Below are 22,588 nucleotides of genomic sequence, written 5' to 3' on the forward strand. Positions count from 1 at the left end.
GCGCGCCGCTCTGTCGCCCGCCGACCCGTGACCCATCTTGTTCCCGGAGGGCGATTCACACGCACCCCGGCGGCATCAGAACCGTAACCAGGAGAGAGAAACACCCATGAGCTTCACCCTGATCCAGCAGGCCAAGCCGCGCCTGCACCGCTCCGAACTCGCCGTCCCGGGCTCCAACCCGACCTTCATGGAGAAGTCGGCCCAGTCGGCAGCCGACGTGATCTTCCTCGACCTCGAGGATGCGGTCGCGCCCGACGACAAGGAGAAGGCCCGCACCAACATCATCCAGGCGCTCAACGACCTGGATTGGGGCAACAAGACCATGATGATCCGCATCAACGGTCTCGACACCCACTACATGTACCGCGACGTGGTCGACATCGTCGAAGCCTGCCCGCGGCTCGACATGGTGCTGATCCCCAAGGTCGGCGTGCCGGCCGACGTCTACGCCATCGACGTGCTGGTCACCCAGATCGAGCAGGCCAAGAAGCGCGAGAAGCAGATCGGCTTCGAGGTGCTGATCGAGACCGCGCTCGGCATGGCCAATGTCGAGGCGATCGCCCAGTCGTCGAAGCGCCTGGAGGCGATGTCCTTCGGCGTGGCCGACTACGCCGCCTCGACTCGCGCCCGCTCCACGGTCATCGGCGGCGTCAACCCCGACTTCTCGGTGCTCACCGACAAGGACGAGGCCGGCAACCGCCAGACCCATTGGCAGGATCCGTGGCTGTTCGCCCAGAACCGCATGCTGGTCGCCTGCCGCGCCTACGGCCTGCGCCCGATCGACGGCCCGTTCGGCGACTTCTCGGATCCGGACGGCTACCGCTCGGCGGCCAAGCGCTGCGCCGCGCTCGGCTTCGAGGGCAAGTGGGCGATCCACCCCTCGCAGATCGACCTCGCCAACGAGGTGTTCACCCCGTCGGAGGCCGAGGTCACCAAGGCCCGCCGCATCCTGGAAGCCATGCAGGAGGCCGCCAAGGCCGGCCGCGGCGCCGTCTCCCTCGACGGCCGCCTGATCGACATCGCGTCGATCCGCATGGCCGAGGCGCTGATCGAGAAGGCGGACGCCATGAAGGCGTGAGAGGCCTCGCCCTTCTCCTTGCGGAGAAGGGCGGCCCAACTTCGCGTCGCGGCCGGGATCACCGGTCGCGACGCGATCCGCTCAGAACGGCCGCGCGTCCGGCAGCCGCGCCGCCGCCATCTCCGCCGGAGTCGGGTCGCGATGGACCACGATTCCGTTCGACCGGTCCGGTGCGATCAGGCCGAGGCGCGCGAACCCGTCGAGCCAGCCGTCCATCGGCCAGAAGCCGTGGCGGGCGTGGAAGCGGGCGGCGTTGGCGACGATGTCGCGAAAATGCTGGAGCGGTGGGTCGTAGCTCCCATGGTGCTGGTGATAGGCCCGGGGGCCGCCGAGGAACAGGATCGGCACACCGGCCGCGTCGGCCCGGAACGCCAGGTCGGTATCCTCCGCCCCGTAGCCGGAGAAGGATTCGTCGAAGCCGCCGATCCGGTCGTAGGTCGCGGCCCGCACCGCGAAGGCCAGGGACCAGAACAGGCCGGGCTGCGGTGCCGGCGCGACCCGGCCCGGGGCCGGGAAGGTGCGCACCGGGTGCGGATGGCCGAGCCGGTCGAGATCGGCCTCGTCCCAGCCATCCGTGACCGCGCCGGCCGGCAGGTAGCCGATCTCGCAGCAGATCAGGGCGTCGTGCTCGGCGACCGCCCGCGACAGGCCGGCGACCAGGCCGCGGGACGGGATGCAATCGACATCGAGGAAGACCAGCGTGTCGGTCCGCGCCGCCCGGCGCCCGGCATTGCGCGCGGCGGCGAGCGGCAGGCCGTCCCGCGGGAACGGGACGCGCTCGACCGGGAACGGCAGATCCGGCAGGGGCGCGTCGTCGCCGCCGATCTCGACGACGATGCAAGCTTCGGGTGGCGTGCCGCGCCCCAGGCCTTCAAGCAGCCGGGCGAGATGCGCGCCCCGGCCCTTGTTGAGGGTGATGACCGTGGTGCTCACGCGGCACCTCCCGCACGCAGCACATCGAGCCGGTATTTGTCGGTCCGGTCCTGATGCAGCAGGCCGGCGAACGGTGCGGCCTGCGCGATGAAGCTCTCGACCGCCTCGTCGCCCGATTGCGGATAGTCAGTCTCGCCGATCCAGTGGACCAGCACGAGGTCGCCGCCGGGCTCGATCGCCCCGCCGACACGCCGAACCAGCTCGGTGAGGTCGGGCGGCGCGAGGAAATATAGAAACTCCGACAGCACGATCAGGTCGAACCGCCCCTCCGGCCAGTCCGCCGGCACGGCGCCCTGGCGGATCTCAACCGTCGGCCGGTCGGCGCAACGGGCCCGGGCGGCCTCGACGGCGGCCGGGATCAGGTCGCTTGCCAGGAGGCGGTCGCAGCGCTCGGACAGGGCCCGGGTGAACACCCCGATCGCGCAGGCCGGCTCGAAGGCGGCGCGGTAGCGCGGCCGCGGCAGGCAGGCCAAAGTCGCCGCGTATTTGTCGCGCTCGTAGGCCGAACTCGTGAACTTCCAGGGATCCGGATCGCTGGCGTAGATGCCGGCGAAGTAATCCGCCGGCATGGTCTGCGTGGCCCGGCTCATGCGGGGATCCTGACGAAGCGCTCGTAGGGGCCGCAGAGCCGGTCGATCATCGCGGGCTCCAGGCGAAAGCCCGTGGGATCGTCCGCGATCAGGTCGGTCGTCTGGGATTCGTGCGCCGCGACCGCGCGGGCCTTGGCCGCGCGATAGGCCGACACGTCGAGGCGCAGGCCGTCCGGCGCCGGCCCGACCTCGGTCTCCGGCGGCAGGGTCCAGCCCCAGACCGGGTATTCGTAGACCGCAACTTTGGGCATGAGCGGCCGGGCCAGGCCGACGATGGCGGCCGACGCCTTGTGGTCGCAATGGGGATCGTGCCGCCAGGTCACGAACACCGCGCCGGCCTCGCAGGCGGTGGCGGCCTGCACGACGGCATGGGCGGCGGCCTCGGCCTCGGGCCCTGCGCTCGGCACATGCGCGTCGGGCAGGCGCAGGAAGGTGACGGAATCCGCGGCGAGGCCGAGGATCGCCACGGCCCGGAGCGTCTCCGCCTCGCGCAGAGTCCGCAGCTTGTCCGGCGGGTAGAGCCGGGAATGGGTGTGCGAGCCGCAGCCGTCGCTGACCACCACGAGGCGCACGTCGCGGCCGGCGGCGCGCGCCGCCGCGATCAGGCCCCCACAGCCCAGGCTCTCGTCGTCGGGATGGGGCGCGACCACGACGAGGCCGCCGCGCGCCACCAGGCTGTCGAGATCCGCTACCGGAAGCGCGTCGGCGGCCGCCAGGAAAGCGTCGGCTCGCATCAGCGTGCCCCCGCCATGACGTGCGCCTCGGTTCGGATGGGGCGGTCGAGAAGAACGGTCACGGATCCCTCCTGGGACGACGTGCGGATCGAGCCCCCCGGCTATCGGCCCCGGCGGCTGAACGCGTCATGACCGGGACCGCCCATGGCAGGCCCTACCGATCGTTCTCGGTGGTCAGGGCGCCGAGCCGGACGCCCTCGTCGGCCGTGGCCTGGGCGGCCAGGTGGACGCCGGGATTGGGCGCGTCGTCGAACACCGCGCCGGCGGTGCACAGGGCGCTGCGCAGGGCCTCGATCTGCCCGCTCGGCGGATCGCCGTAGCCGCTCTCGAAGTCGCGCACGAATTGCTCGTCCAGGCCGACCTTGGCGGCGAGGTCTGCCTCGGACCATCCGAGCAGCCCGCGGGCCGCCCGCGACTGCGCCGGGCTCATCGCGAGCGCGCTCGCCCCGGCCTGGCCGCTCTCGTCCGATCCCGCCACGTCGTCCTCCATCCCGTCGCTCGTCACTGTACGATGATCGACAACGATAACGGCCGCCGATCGGTTCAGGGCGCCGCCCGATGCGCCGTGACCATAATTGTGCTGAAATTAATCCTTGCAGAACATAAGCGGCTCATCAGACGGCGCCAGACATTTTTTCGACTTTGCACGTCTGACCGTATCTGACACGTGTCCGGCACAAAGTGCGCCCAAAAGTGACGCAATCAGACATTTGCGCCCAAGCTTGCGCTCAAGCCGCAACCGCCGCGCGCCCGATGGAAATGGCCTCCACGGCGTCTGCGAGCCCATCGGGCGAGTGCTTCGCATAGACCCGCTCGACCACCTGGACCGAGTTCCCGAGGATGCCGGCGATCTTCCAGAGCGGTACGCCGCGCCGCGCCATCCAGGTCGCGGAGGTGTGGCGGAAGATGTGCGGATAGACGCCCTTCACGCCCGCGGCTTTGGCGACCCCTAGGACCGGCTTGTAGATCTCGCCCGGGTGATCGAGCACGTAATCCGAGATCCGCTCCTTGTAGGCCCGCTCCAGGACCGGCCTGAGGGCGTTCGAAATGGGCACGCTCGGGCGCTTCTTCTTCGAGCGCAGGTCGCCGTAGCGGTGGTAGTGGATGACGCCGGCCTCCAGATCGACCTGATCCCACTGGAGCCGTTCGATCACGGCCCGGCGCGCGGCCGTTTCGATCGCGATGTGCAGGAAGCGCTCGACCCGGGAGAGGCGGTTGCCCCTGCGCCTTTCGGCGGCTTTGGCGAGGATCTTGTTGACCTCCTCGACGCGCAGCCAGCGCTCGCGGGCCTCCGGCGGGGCTATGTTGTCCAGCTCGGGGCGGGCCGACGCCGGCAGCTTCTTGCGCTTGATCGCGAAGTTGATCGCCGCCTTGAGCTTGCCCACCTCATTCCATATCGTGCTCAGCTTGGCAGGCGTGCCAATCCGGCCGGCGCTGCGGTCGCGCACGTACTTGTCGAGATGGGCTTGCCCGATATCCGCGACTGCGAGATCGCCGAAGCCCGCAATCAGGTATTTGCCCCAGCCGGCGACGCTCTTGCCGGACACGCATTTCGACATGTGGTCGGTGATGTACTGATCCCAGACCGTCTTGAAATCTACGACCGAGGTTTCCGGATGCTGGGCGGCATGTTTCTCGTTAAGGAGCCACTGGCCGAAGAACCTCTGAGCCTTAGCCATTTCGCGTTCGCCCGTCGAAACACGGCGAGTTCTGCGTCCTTCGATCCAGTGGATGTAATATCGGCCGTTTTCGTGTAGTTCAAGTGTGGGTGCCTTAGACATCTTTCGGTCTCCAGAAAGCCGTCGAAGTCGCTTTCACGGATAAGAACGGGTCGTCCGGGCAGGAATGCGAGACGACCTGCGTATCTGAGTTTGCGCACCTTGGAGACTGAGCATCGCAGTCTCGCCGCAACGTCGGCTTCAGTGAGAAGGGTCTGTGTCATCGTTGGCGATCAGCTCGAAAACCTTTAGCGCCGTGGCTGTCTTGAGCATCCGGTTGACCTGCACCCAGACGTGACCGGGGCGGCCCTGCGCCTCTGTGATGTTGAGAGCGGCCGGCGCCTTGTGGTGCGCCTCCTGGACGTACACGTCCGTCAGCTCGTGCAGGTTGATCGACAGCGCATTGGCGATGCGCTGAAGGTTCTCGCGGGTCGGGAAGCTTGTCTCGTTCTCGGTGGTGTTGACGACGTTGCGGTTCAGGCCTGCGCGCCGGGCCAACTCGGCCTGTGACCAGCCTCGATCCCGACGTAGCTCCGCGATCTTGCCCGCAATCATGTGCAGCTTGCCCTTTCGGACATTGTCGTCTGACGGCGCTGCCAGACCTTCTTTCAGCATTGGGGCATCGCCGCGCCCTGCAGTCGTGTCGTCGAGCTTAGTGTTCATCGCGTCCGGATCTCCTCGGTAACAGCACCGCTAAGGCGTCATAAGACATTTTGTCCGGAACGCCAACCCCTATCGTTGACGTATGACATTTTGTCCGTTAATGCATGGTTGCATCAGACGGGTGAGGCGATGGCCGAGTTCAGCAGCACCAAATTCTTGAAGGCCTTCTTTCCAGACTGCGCAACCATGCGGAGTCTGCTGGCAGCCTACGGTTTTGAGCAGCCGATGGCGGACGCCGCCGAGAAATGGTGGCGCCGCGACTCTGTCCCAGGCGCCTGGCTACCCCTCTTGATAGGTGTCCTAGAGCTGGAACACGGTCAGCCGGTTTCGCTGCTGCCGTACATAAAAAGGTAGCATCGAGCTTGCCGTTCTGCTTTTGTTCCAGAGGCTCGGGCCAGATAGCTCAGGCACAGGCCTCATCATTCCGAGGTGTCTCATGAGTTTATATGGCGACATTGCAATGTTCTGGCGCTTTGCTCCGCGACTTCGGCCCGAAATACGCGGTAAAATCGCTAAATCAGAGGTCAATGAAGCCTTGGAAGAAATCGATAGCATTGCAAGGCACACAAAAAACAACGATCTAAAGGAAAAATGTGAAAAATTGCTTTTAGACCAGGCTAAAATTATCGAGAATGATCTATCAATCGAGCCATTCTACGACGATATGCCAACTGGTTGCTTGGTCGGCGGTGATATTCCGGAATGGTACGATCAGCAGCGATGGCCGGAGCTAAGAGGTAAACGCGCGAACGCAGAAAAATGAGTCGATGAGGATTGTGGGGATAGATCCTGGTGCCAAGGGTGCCCTTGCGCTCGTGGAGGGCCACACTGCACGCATCTTCGACATGCCGCGCCTCAAGGTGCGGCGTGGTGCAAGCGATAAGGACGAAGTCGATGGCTTTGCCCTTATGGCACTCTTGTCTGATATGTCTCCAGACGTTGCTTATATAGAGCTGGTCGGAGGTATGGATGGGCAGTCAGCGAGCGCCGCTTTCAACTTCGGAAGGGCGGCTGGCGCCCCGGAATACCTGCTGATGGGCCTGCGGATCAGACACACCCGCGTCCCGCCGCAGGTCTGGAAGCGCACCCTCAAGCTCAAGGGCGGGAAGGATGACGCCCGCATGGAGGCGATGCGCCGCTGGCCGGCGCTCGCGACTGAGTTCCGCAACCGCCGGCTCGACTTCGCCGAGGCCGCACTGATCGCCGAGTACGGCCGGCTTCAAGAAGGCGCCAATGACTTGTTCGCGTGACATCCCCGACTTCGCCCAGCCGATCCCGCGCCGCGTGGCGTTCATACCCGAACTGGCTATGGGCTACGGCCGCGAGCACGGCGCCGATCCGCGCTTATCCGAAGCGCGTCGTTTCGAGCCCAAGCCCCCGGGGATGGGCACGGTGGGCCCGCAGGCGCGCGATGCGCTGTTTCTGCGCCTGGAGGCCTTCTCAGCCTCCTCGGGCGAGCCCACGCGCTACGCCGAGAATACCGTCCAGGCCGATCTGGTCTCCGCGTTCCGTGACGGCGACCGTCACTACCTGCTGGTCGTTCCAGCCGGTGGCAAACCGGTCCGGGTCGATGTGACCGGACGAATCGGCGCCCTGTTCGCCTATCTGGGCAGGGTGGTCGAGCGGGCCGGCCTGTGATGCAGCCCGTTCCCCTCCCGCACCAGATCGTCGGCGGCCAGTTCCTCGCGAATGGCGGGCTGCTGCTGGCGGACGAGCCCCGCGTGGGCAAGACCGGCGCCGCGATCCTGGCGCTGGACTTCCTGATGGCCCGGCGCGTCCTGGTCGTCACCACGGCGTCGGGCCGGTTCAACTTCGGCCGCGAGGTCCGGGAGTGGCAGGCCTTCCCGCGGCAGGTCCAGGTGCTGATGGGCACGATCGGCCGCGTGCAGCCGCAGACGGACGTGGCGGTCGTGGGCTGGTCGACGATCGGCGACGCGATGCAACGCGAGCACCTTGCCGGCTGGCGCCCCGAGCTGGTGGTGCTCGACGAGAGCCACTACGCCAAATCGTTCGAGGCGAAGCGCACCGTCGCCGCGATGGACTTCGCCGCCGCGGCCGACCGGACATTCTGTCTGTCTGGAACGCCCATGCCGAACAGCCCGCTCGACCTGTGGCCCATGCTCAAGACGCTGGCGCCGGAGCGGGTGAGCGATCTCACCTTCGACCAGTTCATGGGCCGCTATTGCGTCGTCCGGCGCAAGTTCGTGGCCGGCGCGTGGAAGCCGATCGTCAAGCGCGGGAAGAACGAAGCGGAGCTGCGCCAGCGCCTCGACGGGCTGTGGCTGCGCCGGACCCAGCAGGACGTGGGGATCCGTGCGCCCATCTATGCGACGCTCGCGCTCGACGGCGGCGCTGTCGGCTCAGCCGCGATTCGGGCCGCCCTGGCGGACATCCCAGACGCCGACGAGATCCTCGACGCCGCGGAGACCGGCGACACCAGGACGCTCGAACAGCACCTGGGCACGCTCCGGCGCGTGACCGGGATCGCCAAGGCGCACGCGGTCGCCGAGCTGGTGCGGGAGGAGATCGAGAGCGGGAAGATGCAGCGCGTCGTCCTGATGTGCTGGCACACCGGGGCGATCGAGGCGCTTCAGCGCCTGCTCAAGGCCTACAAGCCGGTCGTCCTCGACGGTTCGACCCCGGCGGCGAGGCGGGCCGCCGTGGTCGAGGCGTTCCAGGCCAACCGCGCCCGGGTCTTCATCGGGCAGATTACCGCCGCGGGCGAGGCGATCGACCTGTCGGTTTCGCGCGACCTGATCTTCGTCGAGCAGAGCTTCGCTCCGAAGGACATGAAACAGGCCGCCCTCCGGATCACCAATCACGCTCAGAAGCAGCAGTGCTTGGTGAGAGTCGCCGCGCTCGCGGGCTCGATCGACGAGGCCCTGACCGCGGTCTTAGTGCGCAAAATCGCATCCATCAAAGAGGTTCTCCAGTGATCACCATCCATGTCGAAGCGCATCCGGACCGCGGCGACCTGCGGACCCAGATCGACCAGAGCTTAGCCGCGATCGGATTCTTCCGGCCGCCGCCGGCCGGCACGCAGGTCACGGCCGGAGTGTCTGATGTGTCGTCCGACACAGGGGTGGTCGAGCCGGCCGCCCAGGAGCCCACGAAGGAGGCGGCCAAGCGTTCGACCCGCAAGGCCGCCGACAAGCCCGGTCCGACCCCGCCCGCCGATCCGACGCCGGATGTGAAGGTGCAGGACGCAGCCGACGAGGCGGCCGAGAGCAGCAAGGCCGTCGAGGCCGCCGCGGCAGCCGCCAAGGTCGAGCCCGAGGAGCTGTTCGACCGGAACGTCATGCGCAACGCGGGCGGCGAGTACGCCAGGGTCTACGGCATGCCGGCGGCCCAAGAGGACGGGCCGAAGATCATCGGCTACCCGGCCTTCTCGAGGGTGCCGGACGACGAGATCGAGAAGGCGACCCGGGCGCTGCGCAAGGCCATCGCCGAGAACCCTTACAACCGCCCGAAGGTGGCGTGATGTCGGCCGGCCACGCCCAGCGGGATCATGCGCAATGGCCCGCCAGCGCCAGCGCCCGGCTGTGGGCGTGCGCCGGCAGCCTCGCTTTGTCCGGTGAGACCGGACGGGCTGACAGCGAGAGCGAGGCGGCTGCCTGGGGCACCGCCTGCCACGAGGTCGCCGAGGACTGCCTGCGGACCGAGAAGGCTGCCGCGGAATGGATCGGCCGCTTCGTGACGACGAAGCGTCACCGGATCGAGGTCGATGAGGAGCTGGCCGAGACCGCCCAGGTCTACATCGACTACGTGACCGACGCGGCCGTGTTCGGGATCAAGCCGCTATGGATCGAGCGGCGGTTCTCCCTGGAGGCGATCCATCCGCCGTTCGAGGCCGGCGGCACGGCCGACGCGGTCATCTTCCACGACGGTGAGCAGCTCCTGGAGGTCGTCGATCTCAAGGGCGGCCGGGGGATCGTGGTCGAGGCGCTCGGCAACAAGCAGGCCCGCACCTACGCGCTCGGCGCCGTCCTGGCCTTCCCGGGCCTCGACATCCAGCACGTCAAGGTGACGATCGTCCAGCCGCGGGCGCCGCACCGGGACGGGCCCATCCGGTCCGAGACCTTCCACATCGCCGACCTGATCGACTGGACGGGCGAGCTGCTGGAGGCGATGGGCCAGGCGAAGGCCGCCGAAACCGGCTTGCACGGGGCCCTGGTGGACAACGCGGCCTTCGACGCGTGGGCACGCACCCACCTCGCGTCGGGCGATCACTGCACGTTCTGCCCGTGCGCCGGCACATGCCCCGCTTTGGCGAACGCCGCGATGGCGAAGGCCCACCTGTTCTTCAAGGACGAGAGCGGCGCCGAGCAGGAGAACACGGTCGGCCGGCTCACCACCGAGACGATCGCGGAGATCCTCGACCACGCCGACATGATCCAGAATTGGCTCAACGCCGTGCGGGCCCATGCCCACGCCCAGACAGAGGCCGGCGTCGAGATCCCGAACTACCAGCTCGTCCCCAAGGTCGGCCGCGAGCGCTGGAACGACGGTGTCGAGGCGGACGTGATCGCCGCCTGCGTCTGGGCCGAGCTGCCCGACGACCAGTTCAGGAATGCGCCGAAGCTGAGAACGCCCAAGCAGATTCGCAAGGCGCTCGGCCCGCACCTCGCCAAGCTCGTCGAAAAATACTCGACGGTGCCCACTGCCGGAACCTCCCTGGTCCGGCAGGACAAGACGGTGCGCAATCCGGTCAAGCCGAAGGCGCATCAATTATTCGACATCATCGATGACTGAAAGGATACAAGATGACTTCGCGAACCGAAGATTTCCGCTCGCCGCTCGCCCGTTTGTCGCGAGTGAACCTCTATAAGCCAAGACCCAACAAGAAGGACCCGACCAAGGTCAAGTACGAGGTGAACCTGTTGTTCCCGAAGTCGGCCGACCTGTCCGAGATCAAGGCGGCCGTGATCGAGGCGGCCAAGGCCGAGTGGGGTGAGAAGGCGATCGAGCTGCTGAAGAACGGCGCGATCAAGCAGCCGATCCTGGACGGCGACGGCCCGCAGGGCGTCTCGAAGAAGACCGGCGCGCGCTACCCGGAGCTGGAGGGGATGTACTTCATCCGCTGCGCCTCCAATCTCCAGCCGGCGCTGCTCTCGAAGAAGGTCACGGCCGCCGTCGAGGGGCGCGACCTGTATTCCGGCTGCTACGGCTACGCCGCGATCCACGCCTACACCTGGGAGAGCGACGAGAACGGCCGCGGCGTGTCGATCGGGATCAGCATGGTCCAGCACGCGAAGGACGGCGAGAAGCTCGGCGGCATCCAGGCGGATCCGTCCAAGTACTTCGAGGCGATCCCGGATGACGACGACGCCCCCGGCGGCGGGGCAGGGGACGTGCATGACGGCGCGGGCGCGCTGTTCTCCTGATCGTCTGATCTGTCGCATGACGGAGCGTTCCGGCGCTCCGTCACTTCGCAACGGGAGACCTGAGACATGGCAAAGCGCGACGCGCCCGGCCCCGGGCACAACAGCGACGACAGCGTCGCCGCCGACGAGCTGAAACAATTCATCGAGCGCCTGGAGCGCCTTGAGGAAGAGAAGGCTGGCATCGCTGGCGACATCAAGGAAGTCTTCGCCGAGCTGAAAGGCCGCGGATTCAACGCCAAAGCTCTGAGGACGATCCTGCGCATGCGGCGGCGCGATTACGCCGAGCAGAAGGAGGAGCAGGCGATCGTCGAGCTGTACTGCCAAGCGCTCGGCATGGAGAACTTTTTCGCATGACCGCGCCGAACCGCAAGATCCGGGGCGGCTGCGGCTTCTGCGCCGTGGCGTTCGCCGCCGGTCTGATGCTCGTTGGCCACACCCTGGCCTTCCTCGTCACTTTCGGCCGGTTCCTCGGATGAACGGCCTGCCGGACCAGCCCTGGCACGCGGAAGCGATCCGCCTGCACGGCCTGGGCTGGACGACCGAGCGGATCGCCTTCGAGGTCGGCCGCTCGACCTTCACCGTGCAGAAGCTGCTGTTCCCGGGAACCCAGAGGGGGATCCGGAAACGCTCGCGCGAGCGCCAGCGCCGCCGCGCCCTGGACCCCGCCTACGCCGAGCGGGAGCGCGCCCGCTTCCGAGCCCGGCATGCCCACCAGAAGGAGACCCGCCATGATCGATCCTGACGACATCCCCCGATACCTGCACGACGCCTACGGTGCCGCGTTCGACCATGGGCTCCAGAGCCTCAACCTGACCCGCATCGGCGGGGGCGAGAACCGGATGTGGCAGGCCTCCAGCCGGTTCCCGCGCTCCTCCGGCTACCACGTCGAGATCGAGGCCGACCCTTACGACGCGATCATGAAGGCGCTGGGCGCCTGGACCCGCGTCGAAGCCCGATCGTCGGCCACGCACGCCCCCGGCAAGCCCGGGAGCGATTTCGCGGACAACGGCCGCGATCACCCCTCGGAGCCGGACCGCGAGGACTTCTTCGCCGATCTCCCGGACCCGGCGACGGTGCATCGGAGCCTTGAGGCGCTTGGCGCCGTGATGGGCACGAAATCGGGCCCCGAGCCCGCCGCGGCGGCCAGCCTGTTCGATTGATGCTGCCGCCGGGCCGCGAAGGCCGGCCCGGCCCGCCCCGCATGTGAGCTGTTGCAGAGGCGACGATGTCCGGCCTGGAGATCGACTTCGAGACCCGTGCCGAGGTCGAAATCAAGAAGGAGGGTGTCTACCGCTACATGGAGCACGCCTCGACCGTGCCGCTGATGGCGAGCTACGCGATCAACGGCGGCCCGGTGAAGCGCTGGCGCCCTGGCGCGCCGTGCCCGTCCGACATCGTCGCCCACGTCGAGGCCGGCGGGACGATCGTCGCCCACAACGCGGCCTTCGAGCGGCTCCTGTGGCAGCGGATCCTGACGCCGCGCTACGGCTGGCCGGCCGTGACGCTGCACCAGTTCCGATGCACGGCCGCGACCGCCGCTGCCCTGTCGCTCCCGCGCGACCTGGATGGGCTCGGGGCGGTGCTCCAGCTCAAGGTCCAGAAGGATAAGGCCGGCAAGGCGCTGATCGACCGCTTCTCGAAGCCCCGCCGGCCGCTCAAGGCGGATCTGGCGCGCTTCGCGGGCCGGCCGATTCCCACGCTCTGGCATGAGCCCGAGGATTTCCCAGAGGCGTTCGAGCGGTTCCACGACTACTGCGATCTGGACGTGCTGACGGAGCAGGGCGCCGATCGGCGCATGGTGCCGCTCCGGCGCGCGTGCCAGGAGGCCTACTGGCGGTCCGAGGCCATCAACGACCGCGGCCTGCGGATCGACGTGGAGAGCGCGAAGGCCGCCCTGGTGCTGGTCGAGCGCGCGAAGCTCCTGCTCGATCGCCGGATGCGCCGGCTGACGGACGGGGCGGTCGAGGCCTGCTCTCAAGTCGAGAAGCTCAAGGCGTGGCTCAAGCCGCGGGGCGTCGATCTGGACAGCATCGGCAAGGCCGAGATCGAGGACGTGCTGGAGCGCGACGATCTGCGGCCGGAGGTGCGGACCGCGATCGAGCTGCGCCGGGACTATGCGAAGGCCTCGACGGCCAAGATCAAGGCCTTCCTGGCGCGCGCCGGCAGCGACGGCCGCGTCCGGGGCGCCTTCCTGTTTCGAGCCGCCGGCACGGGCCGCTACAGCTCGACGGGCGCCCAGGTCCATAACCTGCCGCGCCCCCGCAAGGTGTTCGACGATGCGCATCTCGACCAGCGCTGCCTGTTCGAGGCGATCCGGCACGCGAGCCCGGAATGGCTGGAGACCCTCTATGGCGAGGAGCTGGGCAAGACGCTGCCCCTGCTGTCCGACAGCATCCGTGGCTTCATCTGGGCGGGCCCGGGGAAGGAGCTGCTGGCCGCCGATTACAGCGGGATCGAGGGCGCGATTCAGGCGTGGTTTGCCGGCGAGGACTGGAAGGTCAAGGCGCTGTTCGACCTAATGCGCGACCCGAGCCTGCCCGATATGTACCGCCGCGCGGCGGCCGGCATCTACAACACGACCACGGACCTGCTGACCAAGAAGGACCAGCGCCGGCAGGTCGGCAAGGTGTCCGAGCTGAGCCTGGGCTACCAGGGCGGCGTCGGCGCCTTCCGGAGCATGGCCCGCAACTACAGCCTCAAGCTCGGGCCCATCTTCAGCCCCGCCTGGGAGGCTGCCGACCCGGAGCGCCGCGAGCGCGCCGCCAAGCGCTACGAGGAGTGCCTGGAGCGGAAGGAGCTGCTCACCCAGCAGCTCACCCGGGAGGAATGGCTTGGCGCCGAGCTGGTCAAGATCGGCTGGCGCGCCACGCACCCGGCGATCGTCGCGGCCTGGAAGGCCCTGGAGGCCGCCGCACGCGAGGCGGTCGATTTCCCCGGGACGCAGGTCCAGGCGCTCAAGGTGTCGTTCCTGGTCGCCCGGGGCTTTCTGTGGTGCAAGCTGCCGTCCGGCCGGTGCCTCGCCTACGGGGCGCCCAGCGTGCGCGAGGTGGAGGTGCCGTGGGCTGACAAGGCCCTGACGCCGGACCTACGCGAGAAGCGACCCGTGGTGACCTGCCTGGGCGTGGACAGCCAGACCCGGCGGCTGATCCGCTACGCCCTCTACGGCGGCCTGATCTTCGAGAACGTAGTCCAGGCCATCGCCCTCGATCTGCTCGACAACGGGATCGAGATCGCCGAGCGCGCCGGCTATCCGGTCGTCGGCCACGTCCACGACGAGATCATCACGGAGGTGCCCCGGGGCTGGGGCGATCTCGCGTGGTTCGAGAAGGCGATCTGCGAGCTGCCGGAATGGGCGCGCGGCCTGCCTCTGACGGCCGGGGGCTGGAGGGGTAAGCGTTATCGGAAAGATTAAAGTGCGAGTGCCCACTCTCAAAAATTTAGACACGCTCCGATCTGCGCCGTTTCATTTGCGGACATGAACAACTTCTGGGATAGGTATAGTCGTATCGACACAATTCATGGACATGTGCTAGCAAAATCTAAGGACTTCGTGTCGCTCTAGGGTAGAGATTTGCTAAAGTGCAAACCAACACGTGTATCAAATACGAAGAACCATGGCGTAACGCTCTCAACGAGCGTTCGTACTGGTACCATTCGATGGAATTTCCAGACGGAACCTCTGTTAAAGGTAGCTGGACAATCAGTGATTTCGATCAGTATATCGGCAATTACGATCTGAACGGTAAGTATGTCCTAGATATCGGCACAGCTTCCGGCTACTTGGCTTTCAACGCCGAGAAGGCGGGTGCCGACGTGACCGCGCTCGATGCGGCCTCGACGCATGAATTCCGCCACGTGCCGTTTGCTGAAAGTCTTTCTTATCGTGATGTCCGGCGGTTCCGAGAGGTTTGGAACAGCGAAAATCTCATTCCGATCAAAAATTCATGGTGGTATGCTTGGCATAAGTATAATAGCCGTGCCAAGTGCGTTTACGCGCCCATGCCCGAGCTATACGAGTGGCCTGAGCAGATGTTTGATGTGGTGATGGCTGGAGCCATTGTAGAGCATCTTTCCGAGCCGGTTTTTGCGATCGGCGCCTGGGCAAGACTTGCGCGCGAGGCGGTTTTGATCCCGTTCACTGATGTGGTTCCCGAAGATGATTTGCTGATGCGGTCGATCACACCTCTCGAAGACAGTCGAATTAACTACGTTTGGTGGCACTTATCGCGGGGCTTGTACAATAAGATTTTCAACAACCTGGGTTTTGATGTGCACTACACAACTGCTTACGCCCAACATAACGACGCTGTAGGCGGGGCGGAAAAGGCTACGCGGCCGTCGATTGTCGCGATCAGGCGCGGAACCGTGGCTGCGCAGACGTTCGTTCCGGCTGCCTTACCAACTCATGTCCAACTCCCAGAGAAGCAAGAGCCCCGCAATCGAAGCCTGTTGCGCAGGTTGTGGCGATCGTAAGTGCTATGAGCCGTCTGCTCGGATGAGAAAGATCCGCACTGCTGCGTCTGCGACCGGCGTACTGTAATTGTAGGTCACGAAGCGGATTTGGTCTCCAATTTTGAAATGCCGGATAACAGTACTTTGAAAGGCAAACCGGGTCACATTCGGCCGCCAATCCCATTTAAAATATGGCCCGTCCTGTTCGATTATGTCTAGGCCGAACCCAAGTTCATACTGTCCACTGCTGTCCGGCGGGCGGATCATGCAATAGGTATAGTAGATACCACTCTCTACAACATTATACCAAAAATTGTCCCCATCCCAAAGATCTTCGGGATCTGCAACTTTTGAACCAAGGCCGAGCTTGTAGAAGCCTCCTGGCGCACCTGGGATAAAGCCCGCACCCTTGCCGTTGATGTCTACTGAGTGGTCGCCGATAATTCCGGCCCCGAAGAAATTAACTAGCTTCTTGCGGTTCTTCGCGCCGGTTCTGGTCTGCCCTCCTGCAAGGCTGTAGTCGGTGAGCACCACGCCCAGGTTCGTGCTATCGACCGCGCCGAGCAACGTCGCATTGCCGCTTTCGTCCTTGCCCCAGCCCAACGAGATCGTGTTGTTGCCCTGGTCCGGTCCGGTGCCTTGCTGAACAGGCGTGTAGCCGAGGCTGCCGGCCGGCCCTTGCGGTCCCTGCGCGCCTTGATCGCCCTTATCCCCCTTGTCGCCTTTGTCCCCCTTTGGGCCCTGATCACCCTTAGCTCCGGTATCGCCCTCTGGGCCTTGGTCGCCCTTGGCGCCCGTATCGCCCTTCGGACCCTGCGGGCCGCGAATTTGACCAACATTCGCGTAGCCCGTGCCCGTCCAGGCATAGCCATCGCCGGCCCTGTAGCCGTCGCCCGAACCCGTGACGATGTAAGTGTCCCCAGCGGAGGCGCCGGCCGGTAGTTGAGCTGGGCTCGCCACGGAGCCCTTGAGCGCCACGCCAGGGCCCTGGTCGCCCTTCGGACCCTGATCGCCTTTCGGGCCTTGGTCGCCCTTCGGGCCGGCATCGCCCTTAGGCCCTTGGTCGCCCTTTGGGCCGCTGTCTCCTTGCGGGCCCTGATCGCCTTTCGGTCCGCGTTCGCCTTTCTCACCTTTGAGGCTGGCGAGCCACTCAATGACGTTGCCGTGGAATCCATTCGCCTTGGCAACGCCGTAGGCGTCCAGCGTCCTGTCGAACGCCACGCTGATCGCGTCTAGCTCGGCGTCGAGCGGCGTCGCTGGCAGCGGTCGGGCAGGGTTGTTCGCCTGATAGCCGGAGAAGCTGTACTTGCGCCGGTAGCCCATCGCCCCCTCGATAGCAGTTGGGCTCGCTGCCCTGAGAGACAGCGAGCCCGTTTGTCATTCTATTTTATTTGTCAGATGACAAATCAGACAAATTACAGATGATGATTCCCGCCGAGGTCAACAAGCGACCCGGCCGAAATCACGCCGGGGTTCTGAACCCCGTTGCCACCAAAGCGATTACCGCCGCCGGTACTCGCATTGTAGATTGCAGCCGACCCACTCGGGAAACCATAGAAGTCATTGTCTTGGATACGGCAGAGCGAGGCACCATTTTGCATCGCCACGCCCCAAATTCCCTGCCCGTTGTCCGGACCGGTCGTTCCCTGATGGAAAAACTGATTGTGGTGGATGTTGATTTCCGTGCAGCCCGGCAGATACGCGAAGCCCTGCTTACGTGCTGAATTGGCGTTGAGGTAGCACAGCATGGACGAGACGTGGATCTGGGCCATGCTCTCGAACAGGAACGCCACACCGTCACAGTTGACGTGGCCACCCTTGATCGACGTTCCCGGGCACTGATAGCCGCTTGCGTTGAAATGCCAGCCAACGCGGGCACCCTGAGTGGTGCAGTCGGTCGCGTTGATCCCCTCGACCGTCTGCTGGCCGTTGGCCCCAGTGCCGCACTGGACGAAGAACGCGGTCTCCACACCGTAGACGTTACAGCCGCGCATTGTGAAGTCGCCGACAGCAGATCCATCTGGCGCGGGCGTACCAAAAATATAGATGCCGTCGTTTCCGTGCGACCCGTAGCTCTCGTTCTCGAAGGCGACAATGCCAATGTTTTCGATACGCGCGAATGACGGGTTGTTGATTGCCAGGAAATGTCGCGGCTGCGACGAGGCTCCCTGGCGGCCTTCAAGCCGGATATCGCGAGCGAAGATAGTCTGGAAGTTTGAGCCGAGGGGCGAAGCGTTCACGAGATAAACCAGGCAGCCGCCCGAGGCGATGTTCGGCGCGTCCTGAATGTGCGCCGAAAACCCTTCGATAGCCGCGGTGCGAGCCGCAACCACGAGGCCGTTTTGCATCGAACCGGAGAATACCAGACGGCTTTCTTTCTCGGCGCCGACGACACGGACGCCGATGTCCTTCCCGGCTTCGATGTCCAGGGTGTCATTGAGCACTTGGATGCCGCCCGCGAGGACGAGCGTGCCGCCACCGGCGGCGATCAAGTCGGCTACCGCGGCCTTGTAGGCTGCGACGTTCGTGCTCGCGTCGGCGTTCTTATCGGCGCCGTAGTCGCTGGCCGCGAAAGTGCGGGTCCGGCCATGAATCGCCTTTGACAGGGAGGTTACGTCGCCCGAGCCTCCCGTACCGGGATCGCCCTTATCCCCCTTGTCGCCCTTGTCGCCCTTGTCGCCCTTCGGACCCTGCGCACCGGTGCCGCTGCCGCCACCGACTGGATAGGCCGCCGAGCTGATCTGATCCCAGGAGCCCCACACGCCGTCCTGCTTAACGCGCTGCCATGTCTTGGCTGCCCGGCCGGTCGGGTTCAGTTCTGTGGCGCGCTGCTCGATGAAATTGTCGCCGTAAGTCCAGGTCTGGACTTCGAGGTAGATCCATTCACTTGACCCGGACGGCGCGTTCGCCGCATCCGGAACAACGTATTGGCCGGTGTCTTTTACACCGTTAATGTCGGTGTACTGCGCTAACAGCGTGTTCGTAGCCACGATATTACCTCGCATCGGTAGAAAGTGCCCAGCGAACTGCTTGCGAAATCTCAGGCATGGCCCCTCGCCGTCACACGAGAATCGCCCCTCGCCGGGCGCCGGCACCATACGCATATCGGACAACATCAGACAATATGACGGACAAAATGGCTTGAAAAAATCAGACGCATCGGGCAGGTGTGATGCGTAGTGCTGCCGTCCGCAGCGCCGATCCCGGGAGTAGCCGATGCACCGTCAGCCCAAGGGCCAGAAGCTGGTTCGGACGACCATCCACCTCGACGCGGCCTTACTCGCGGCTCTCGACGCCGCCGGCCGAGCCCAGAATCTCACCCGCAGCGCCATGCTCGCGCAGCTCCTGCGCAAGGTGCTCCGCGTTCAGGGAGTTGCCGCGTGAGCATCGCTTTCTGTCTGATCGTATCGGACGGTGCGGCCGTCCGCGCGGTGCAGGCCGCCGCTCTCCCGCCCACGCTCGCAGCGGCGATCGAGCACCACATCGCGGCCACTATGGTCGAGCCGTCCGACGCGGCCGTGCCGCAGCTCGACCGCGCGGCGCGGACCGCCGAGGCCCAGGCGCAGGGTTACACCGGTATGTTCTGCGTTCACTGCCAGAGCGCCCGCACCAAACGGAACGGGGCATGCCTCGTTTGCGACGATTGCCGCCAGACCACAGGGTGCTCGTGATGACGATCACGCCCCGCTCCCTCGACGACGCGCGCCGGCTGCTGCCGGGCGTCGGCGTCTCGATCTATGCGATGACCCCTGGCGGGCCCGTCACCCTGGAGCTGCTGGAGGAAGGCCTTCCCGGCGAGCCGCCGCAGGCGATCACCTGGGAGGCGCCGACAGAGCGCGCGTGCTGGGAGAAAGCTTTCCCCGCCACGGAGGCCGAGCCCTTGGAGCAGAATCGCTTCTTGCCGTCCGAAGGCTCACGGGCCCGGGTCGAGCTGACTGCTGCCGTCTCAGACCCGGCCTCCGAGCTGGCTGCAGAGTTGACCGCCGAACTGCCACTCACGGCCTCAAAGGCCGGCGGACTGTTCGATTAATCGTCTGATCCGTCATCCGACAATTGAGGGGCCGATATGCGCGTTTGCAAGCTAACCCCCGGTCGCAGCCGATCCGAGCCTCAATCGCGGAGACCGATGCGCCCGCGCCGGACCAGAATGGCCTGAGGCCCGCCGCTAACCGGCCCCGCCCGCGCGGCTCCGGTCGCGCAGGCGTTTGATTCGTCATCCGCCACGAGGCCGCAGTGAACGTTCACGCCCGCATCGTCCGGACCACCTGCGCCGTTGCGTTCCTTGAACGACTCGACTTGCACGGCCGCCACCATCTCACGGCCCTCGATCCGGAGACGGGCGCGATCGAGTGCCGGAGCTTTGCGCCCGAGAGCTGGGGCGAGATCGCTGCCTGGATCGAGACGCGGGCCCATCTCAACCTGTACTATTCGGTCAACGAGCCGATCCCGAGCGCGCCGCATGCCAAGCTCCGGAAGGAGCACATCGCCCGGATTCGCGCCGTCGTCGCCGATCTCGATCCCGAGGGCGCGACGCCGGCCGAGACTCAGGCCTCGCGCGCCGCGCTGCTCGACCGCGCGGCCGAGCTGGCGAATGGCGAGCACCCGCCGACGCTGGCGATCGACAGCGGCAACGGCGTGCAGTTCGTGTGGATCTTGAAAGACAAGCTCGATCCCGCCGTCTACCGGATCGACGCGGAGGATCTCGGCGCCGGTATCAGTAGAGCGCTCGACGGCGACGCGGTGCAGAACATCGATCGCATCATGCGGCTGCCGGGCACCTTCAACCACTCGGCGCCGAAGAAGCGGGTGCGCGGGCTGCTGGGCGGCCCCGTGACGATCCTCGACGATTGCTCGCACCCCGACGCCCGCTACGAGATCGAGGCGCTGGAGCAGAGCTACGAGCCGATCGCCGGGGCCGACCAGAAGGACCGGGACGCGGCCGTCCAGGCGGCCCTCGACGCCCTGGAATGGGGTGCGGCGCAGGCCGGGCCGGGTGAAGACTTGGTTCGACGCCTGCGGGCCGACGCCGAGACAGATCCCTACTTCAAGGGCCTGCTCGCCGGCCGCTTGTCGAGCGCCCCTGGTGATGGCTCGGGCTCGGCATGGCGTGCTGCCCTGGCCGGTGCCATGGCGCGGAAGGCCTACGGCTTCAACGACTATGCGGCCGTGGCCTTTGTCTATCCGCTTGGCCAGCCAAGGGACGGCGGCGAGGTGACGGCGCGGATGATCGCCCGGGATTGGGCCCGGGTCGGCATGGCCGCCCGGGCTGCTGTGCCGAAGGCGAGCGAGATGTTCGTGCCTATCCTAGACGATTCCGAGCCGGATACCTCGCACTTCCCGTCCCCGGTGCCTCGGAGCTTCGACACCTACGAGCTGGGCGCGCCCAAAGCCCCACGGGGGCTAAAGCGCGTGCCGTTCGCCGAGGCCGCCCGGATGGCGCGCACGGCCGGCCGGCGCCCGCTGATCAAGGGCCTGCTCGATCAGGGCGCCATGACGGTGCTCTACGGAGACAGCAACGTTGGCAAGACCTTTGTCACGCTCCTGATCGCCCACCACGTCGCCACCGGGACGCCCTTCGCGGGCATGCGCGTGACCCAGGCCCCCGTGGTCTACGTGGCGGCCGAGGGCGGCCACGGGGTGACGCTGCGGGTCGAGGCGCTGCTGCGGACCCGGGGCGACGCGCCGCTGTTCGACTTCGTGCTCTCCGGCGTCGATCTGCTCGACCCCGAAGCGGACCTTGAGGAACTGATCGCCCTCCTGCGCGCGGGCCCAGGGGTCGGGCTCCTGGTGCTCGACACGCTCGCCCGCGTCATGGCCGGCGGCGACGAGAACGCCGTCCAGGACATGATGGGGTTGGTGCGCAACATCGACCGCATCCGGGCCGAGACGCAGGCGCACGTCCTCGTCGTCCACCATACCGGGAAGGACGCCACGCGGGGAGCCCGCGGATCGTCGGCGCTCCGCGGCGCCACGGATACCGAGATCGAGGTTGCCCCGGGCCAGATCGCCGTCACGAAGCAGCGCGACTTGCCGAAGACGTGGCGACATGCCTTCGCGATCAAGGGCGTGGACCTGTGGATCGACGAAGACGGCGATCAGGTCTCGGCGGCCGTGGCCGAGCTGGTGGAGACCAAGGCGGAGGTGCCGCCCGGCATGGCAACCGCGAAGGAACAGGAAGTGCTGAACGCCCTGGTCATCGCGTCGGAGACTTCGGAGGAAGCCAGGGGCGGCGTGAAGGTCGATGAGATCGTGTCGGTCATGGACGGCGGCGACAAGGACGTTGTCCGCGTGGTCCTGACCCGGCTCCTCGCCAAGCGTCTCGCCGTCCGGATCGACCGCGGGCTGTGGCGCCCAGCGAAATCCGCGCGCACGCCGGGCAATCCGAACGCAATGTTCTCGGTGATCCCGGACGACGACGAACAGGACAAATTGTCCGAAACGGACCTGTTCGACTGAAACGAAACAAACGTAACAAGACGTAACGCCAAACGTAACAAGCGGTCGAGGCGAGCAGACGTAACAAGACATAACAGAAAACGTAACAAGCAAAATCAACTACTTAGCGCAAACGAAACAAGACGTAACACCGACCCCCGGCACCTCCAGACCGCAGCCGGCGGTAAGCTCCCCCTTTAGGGGGACTTCCGCTGCATAGGGCGCCCCGGCCAGTTCTGTTACGTTTCGACCGGATCCGGGGCGTAACAGACGGACCGTCCGATCGAGGTGAAACCGGACAAAACGTCCGGAAAGATTTCCCAGCGCTTTTTCTCATCCGGTGATGGGCTCGACCACCGCGGCTGTTCGAGGCGGTCCGCCCGCTGGTGCCCTGGGCGCCCACGCTGGCGCAGACGGGCTGGCACAGGCCAATGCCCCGAGGGGCCCCGGGCGCCCAAACCATGCGGCGTGATCCGGATAGGCCCGAGAATCGCCAGAAACGGCCCACCAACCGCCGCGGCCAGATTTTCTAGTTCCTGCGAGCGGCGAGGCAATTTCCGGCCGCGGGTGGGTCATTTTTGGGGATTTAGTCGGACTTGGT

General features: G+C 66.0%; 27 protein-coding genes and 1 pseudogene. 19 read left to right on the forward strand and 9 right to left on the reverse strand.

Features of this window, described 5'->3' with window-relative positions; genetic code table 11:
• Positions 1-106: 106 nt before the first annotated feature.
• Positions 107-1,078, forward strand: coding sequence for an HpcH/HpaI aldolase/citrate lyase family protein (locus BMZ47_RS02660; protein WP_007559565.1), 972 nt, complete (start codon positions 107-109; stop codon positions 1,076-1,078).
• A gap of 81 nt (positions 1,079-1,159) precedes the next feature.
• Here the strand turns inward: BMZ47_RS02660 and BMZ47_RS02665 are convergent, their stop codons facing one another.
• From BMZ47_RS02665 to BMZ47_RS02695, 7 genes and pseudogenes are all read right to left on the reverse strand, one after another.
• Positions 1,160-2,011 (reverse strand): glycosyltransferase family 2 protein, encoded by an 852-nt coding sequence (locus BMZ47_RS02665; protein WP_091858304.1) that lies wholly within the window; start codon positions 2,009-2,011, stop codon positions 1,160-1,162.
• Positions 2,008-2,601, reverse strand: a complete 594-nt coding sequence (locus BMZ47_RS02670) for a class I SAM-dependent DNA methyltransferase (RefSeq protein WP_007559561.1) — start codon at positions 2,599-2,601, stop codon at positions 2,008-2,010. Before BMZ47_RS02670 ends, BMZ47_RS02665 begins: the two co-directional genes overlap by 4 nt.
• Positions 2,598-3,335 (reverse strand): PIG-L deacetylase family protein, encoded by a 738-nt coding sequence (locus tag BMZ47_RS02675; RefSeq protein ID WP_091858307.1) that lies wholly within the window; start codon positions 3,333-3,335, stop codon positions 2,598-2,600. The genes BMZ47_RS02670 and BMZ47_RS02675 overlap by 4 nt, the downstream gene beginning before the upstream one ends.
• 154 nt (positions 3,336-3,489) lie before the next feature.
• A complete protein-coding gene (locus tag BMZ47_RS02680; protein WP_007559558.1) occupies positions 3,490-3,825 on the reverse strand; it encodes a helix-turn-helix domain-containing protein in 336 nt (111 codons plus the stop codon).
• Between the two features lie 238 nt (positions 3,826-4,063).
• Positions 4,064-5,116: a tyrosine-type recombinase/integrase gene (locus tag BMZ47_RS02685; RefSeq protein ID WP_091858310.1), complete on the reverse strand. Its 1,053-nt coding sequence runs from the start codon at positions 5,114-5,116 to the stop codon at positions 4,064-4,066.
• Positions 5,117-5,178: 62 nt separating this feature from the next.
• Positions 5,179-5,277 (reverse strand): annotated as a pseudogene (locus tag BMZ47_RS29280) (hypothetical protein); the annotation flags it as partial.
• A complete protein-coding gene (locus BMZ47_RS02695; RefSeq protein ID WP_091858313.1) occupies positions 5,255-5,716 on the reverse strand; it encodes a helix-turn-helix domain-containing protein in 462 nt (153 codons plus the stop codon). The pseudogene BMZ47_RS29280 and the gene BMZ47_RS02695, both read right to left, overlap by 23 nt.
• A 129-nt stretch (positions 5,717-5,845) precedes the next feature.
• Here BMZ47_RS02695 and BMZ47_RS02700 point away from each other — a divergent pair, with 129 nt between their 5' ends.
• The 14 genes from BMZ47_RS02700 (at position 5,846) to BMZ47_RS27745 (ending at position 15,573) form a co-directional block, all read left to right on the forward strand.
• Positions 5,846-6,070 carry a hypothetical protein gene (locus tag BMZ47_RS02700; protein WP_139220906.1) on the forward strand — a complete coding sequence of 75 codons (225 nt, stop codon included), beginning with the start codon at positions 5,846-5,848 and terminating at the stop codon, positions 6,068-6,070.
• Between the two features lie 82 nt (positions 6,071-6,152).
• Positions 6,153-6,479 (forward strand): hypothetical protein, encoded by a 327-nt coding sequence (locus tag BMZ47_RS27735; protein WP_139220907.1) that lies wholly within the window; start codon positions 6,153-6,155, stop codon positions 6,477-6,479.
• A gap of 82 nt (positions 6,480-6,561) precedes the next feature.
• Positions 6,562-6,966, forward strand: a complete 405-nt coding sequence (locus BMZ47_RS27740; RefSeq protein WP_139220908.1) for a RuvC family protein — start codon at positions 6,562-6,564, stop codon at positions 6,964-6,966.
• Entirely contained in the window at positions 6,950-7,354 is a 405-nt protein-coding gene (locus BMZ47_RS02710) for a hypothetical protein (protein WP_139220909.1), read from the forward strand. The genes BMZ47_RS27740 and BMZ47_RS02710 overlap by 17 nt, the downstream gene beginning before the upstream one ends.
• On the forward strand, positions 7,354-8,652 hold the full coding sequence (locus tag BMZ47_RS02715; RefSeq protein WP_091858324.1) for an SNF2-related protein: 1,299 nt from the start codon (positions 7,354-7,356) through the stop codon (positions 8,650-8,652). The genes BMZ47_RS02710 and BMZ47_RS02715 overlap by 1 nt, the downstream gene beginning before the upstream one ends.
• Positions 8,649-9,197, forward strand: coding sequence for a hypothetical protein (locus BMZ47_RS02720; RefSeq protein ID WP_091858327.1), 549 nt, complete (start codon positions 8,649-8,651; stop codon positions 9,195-9,197). Before BMZ47_RS02715 ends, BMZ47_RS02720 begins: the two co-directional genes overlap by 4 nt.
• Positions 9,197-10,468: a DUF2800 domain-containing protein gene (locus tag BMZ47_RS02725; RefSeq protein WP_091858330.1), complete on the forward strand. Its 1,272-nt coding sequence runs from the start codon at positions 9,197-9,199 to the stop codon at positions 10,466-10,468. The genes BMZ47_RS02720 and BMZ47_RS02725 overlap by 1 nt, the downstream gene beginning before the upstream one ends.
• A gap of 11 nt (positions 10,469-10,479) precedes the next feature.
• A complete protein-coding gene (locus BMZ47_RS02730; RefSeq protein ID WP_091858333.1) occupies positions 10,480-11,100 on the forward strand; it encodes an ssDNA-binding protein in 621 nt (206 codons plus the stop codon).
• Between the two features lie 66 nt (positions 11,101-11,166).
• Complete coding sequence (locus tag BMZ47_RS02735) at positions 11,167-11,454, forward strand: DUF2312 domain-containing protein (protein WP_091858336.1); 288 nt, start codon at positions 11,167-11,169, stop codon at positions 11,452-11,454.
• On the forward strand, positions 11,451-11,576 hold the full coding sequence (locus BMZ47_RS29095) for a hypothetical protein (protein WP_280142707.1): 126 nt from the start codon (positions 11,451-11,453) through the stop codon (positions 11,574-11,576). The genes BMZ47_RS02735 and BMZ47_RS29095 overlap by 4 nt, the downstream gene beginning before the upstream one ends.
• A complete protein-coding gene (locus tag BMZ47_RS02740) occupies positions 11,573-11,842 on the forward strand; it encodes a hypothetical protein (RefSeq protein ID WP_091858339.1) in 270 nt (89 codons plus the stop codon). The genes BMZ47_RS29095 and BMZ47_RS02740 overlap by 4 nt, the downstream gene beginning before the upstream one ends.
• Entirely contained in the window at positions 11,829-12,260 is a 432-nt protein-coding gene (locus BMZ47_RS02745; protein ID WP_091858342.1) for a hypothetical protein, read from the forward strand. Before BMZ47_RS02740 ends, BMZ47_RS02745 begins: the two co-directional genes overlap by 14 nt.
• Before the next feature lie 65 nt (positions 12,261-12,325).
• Positions 12,326-14,512 (forward strand): DNA polymerase family A protein, encoded by a 2,187-nt coding sequence (locus BMZ47_RS02750; RefSeq protein WP_091858345.1) that lies wholly within the window; start codon positions 12,326-12,328, stop codon positions 14,510-14,512.
• A 167-nt stretch (positions 14,513-14,679) separates the two neighbouring features.
• Positions 14,680-15,573: a class I SAM-dependent methyltransferase gene (locus BMZ47_RS27745; protein ID WP_139220910.1), complete on the forward strand. Its 894-nt coding sequence runs from the start codon at positions 14,680-14,682 to the stop codon at positions 15,571-15,573.
• A 3-nt stretch (positions 15,574-15,576) separates the two neighbouring features.
• Here the strand turns inward: BMZ47_RS27745 and BMZ47_RS02755 are convergent, their stop codons facing one another.
• Complete coding sequence (locus BMZ47_RS02755; RefSeq protein WP_139220911.1) at positions 15,577-16,875, reverse strand: collagen-like domain-containing protein; 1,299 nt, start codon at positions 16,873-16,875, stop codon at positions 15,577-15,579.
• A 92-nt stretch (positions 16,876-16,967) separates the two neighbouring features.
• Positions 16,968-18,542 (reverse strand): pyocin knob domain-containing protein, encoded by a 1,575-nt coding sequence (locus BMZ47_RS02765; RefSeq protein ID WP_139220912.1) that lies wholly within the window; start codon positions 18,540-18,542, stop codon positions 16,968-16,970.
• A 226-nt stretch (positions 18,543-18,768) separates the two neighbouring features.
• Here BMZ47_RS02765 and BMZ47_RS02770 point away from each other — a divergent pair, with 226 nt between their 5' ends.
• The 4 genes from BMZ47_RS02770 (at position 18,769) to BMZ47_RS02785 (ending at position 22,008) form a co-directional block, all read left to right on the forward strand.
• A complete protein-coding gene (locus BMZ47_RS02770; RefSeq protein WP_091858351.1) occupies positions 18,769-18,936 on the forward strand; it encodes a ribbon-helix-helix protein, CopG family in 168 nt (55 codons plus the stop codon).
• Complete coding sequence (locus BMZ47_RS02775) at positions 18,933-19,223, forward strand: hypothetical protein (RefSeq protein ID WP_091858354.1); 291 nt, start codon at positions 18,933-18,935, stop codon at positions 19,221-19,223. The genes BMZ47_RS02770 and BMZ47_RS02775 overlap by 4 nt, the downstream gene beginning before the upstream one ends.
• Positions 19,223-19,582 carry a hypothetical protein gene (locus BMZ47_RS02780; protein ID WP_139220913.1) on the forward strand — a complete coding sequence of 120 codons (360 nt, stop codon included), beginning with the start codon at positions 19,223-19,225 and terminating at the stop codon, positions 19,580-19,582. The genes BMZ47_RS02775 and BMZ47_RS02780 overlap by 1 nt, the downstream gene beginning before the upstream one ends.
• 203 nt (positions 19,583-19,785) lie before the next feature.
• Positions 19,786-22,008, forward strand: a complete 2,223-nt coding sequence (locus BMZ47_RS02785) for an AAA family ATPase (RefSeq protein WP_139220914.1) — start codon at positions 19,786-19,788, stop codon at positions 22,006-22,008.
• The last annotated feature ends 580 nt before the right edge of the window (positions 22,009-22,588 follow it).

This window comes from Methylobacterium brachiatum, assembly GCF_900113845.1.
Lineage (GTDB): Bacteria > Pseudomonadota > Alphaproteobacteria > Rhizobiales > Beijerinckiaceae > Methylobacterium > Methylobacterium brachiatum.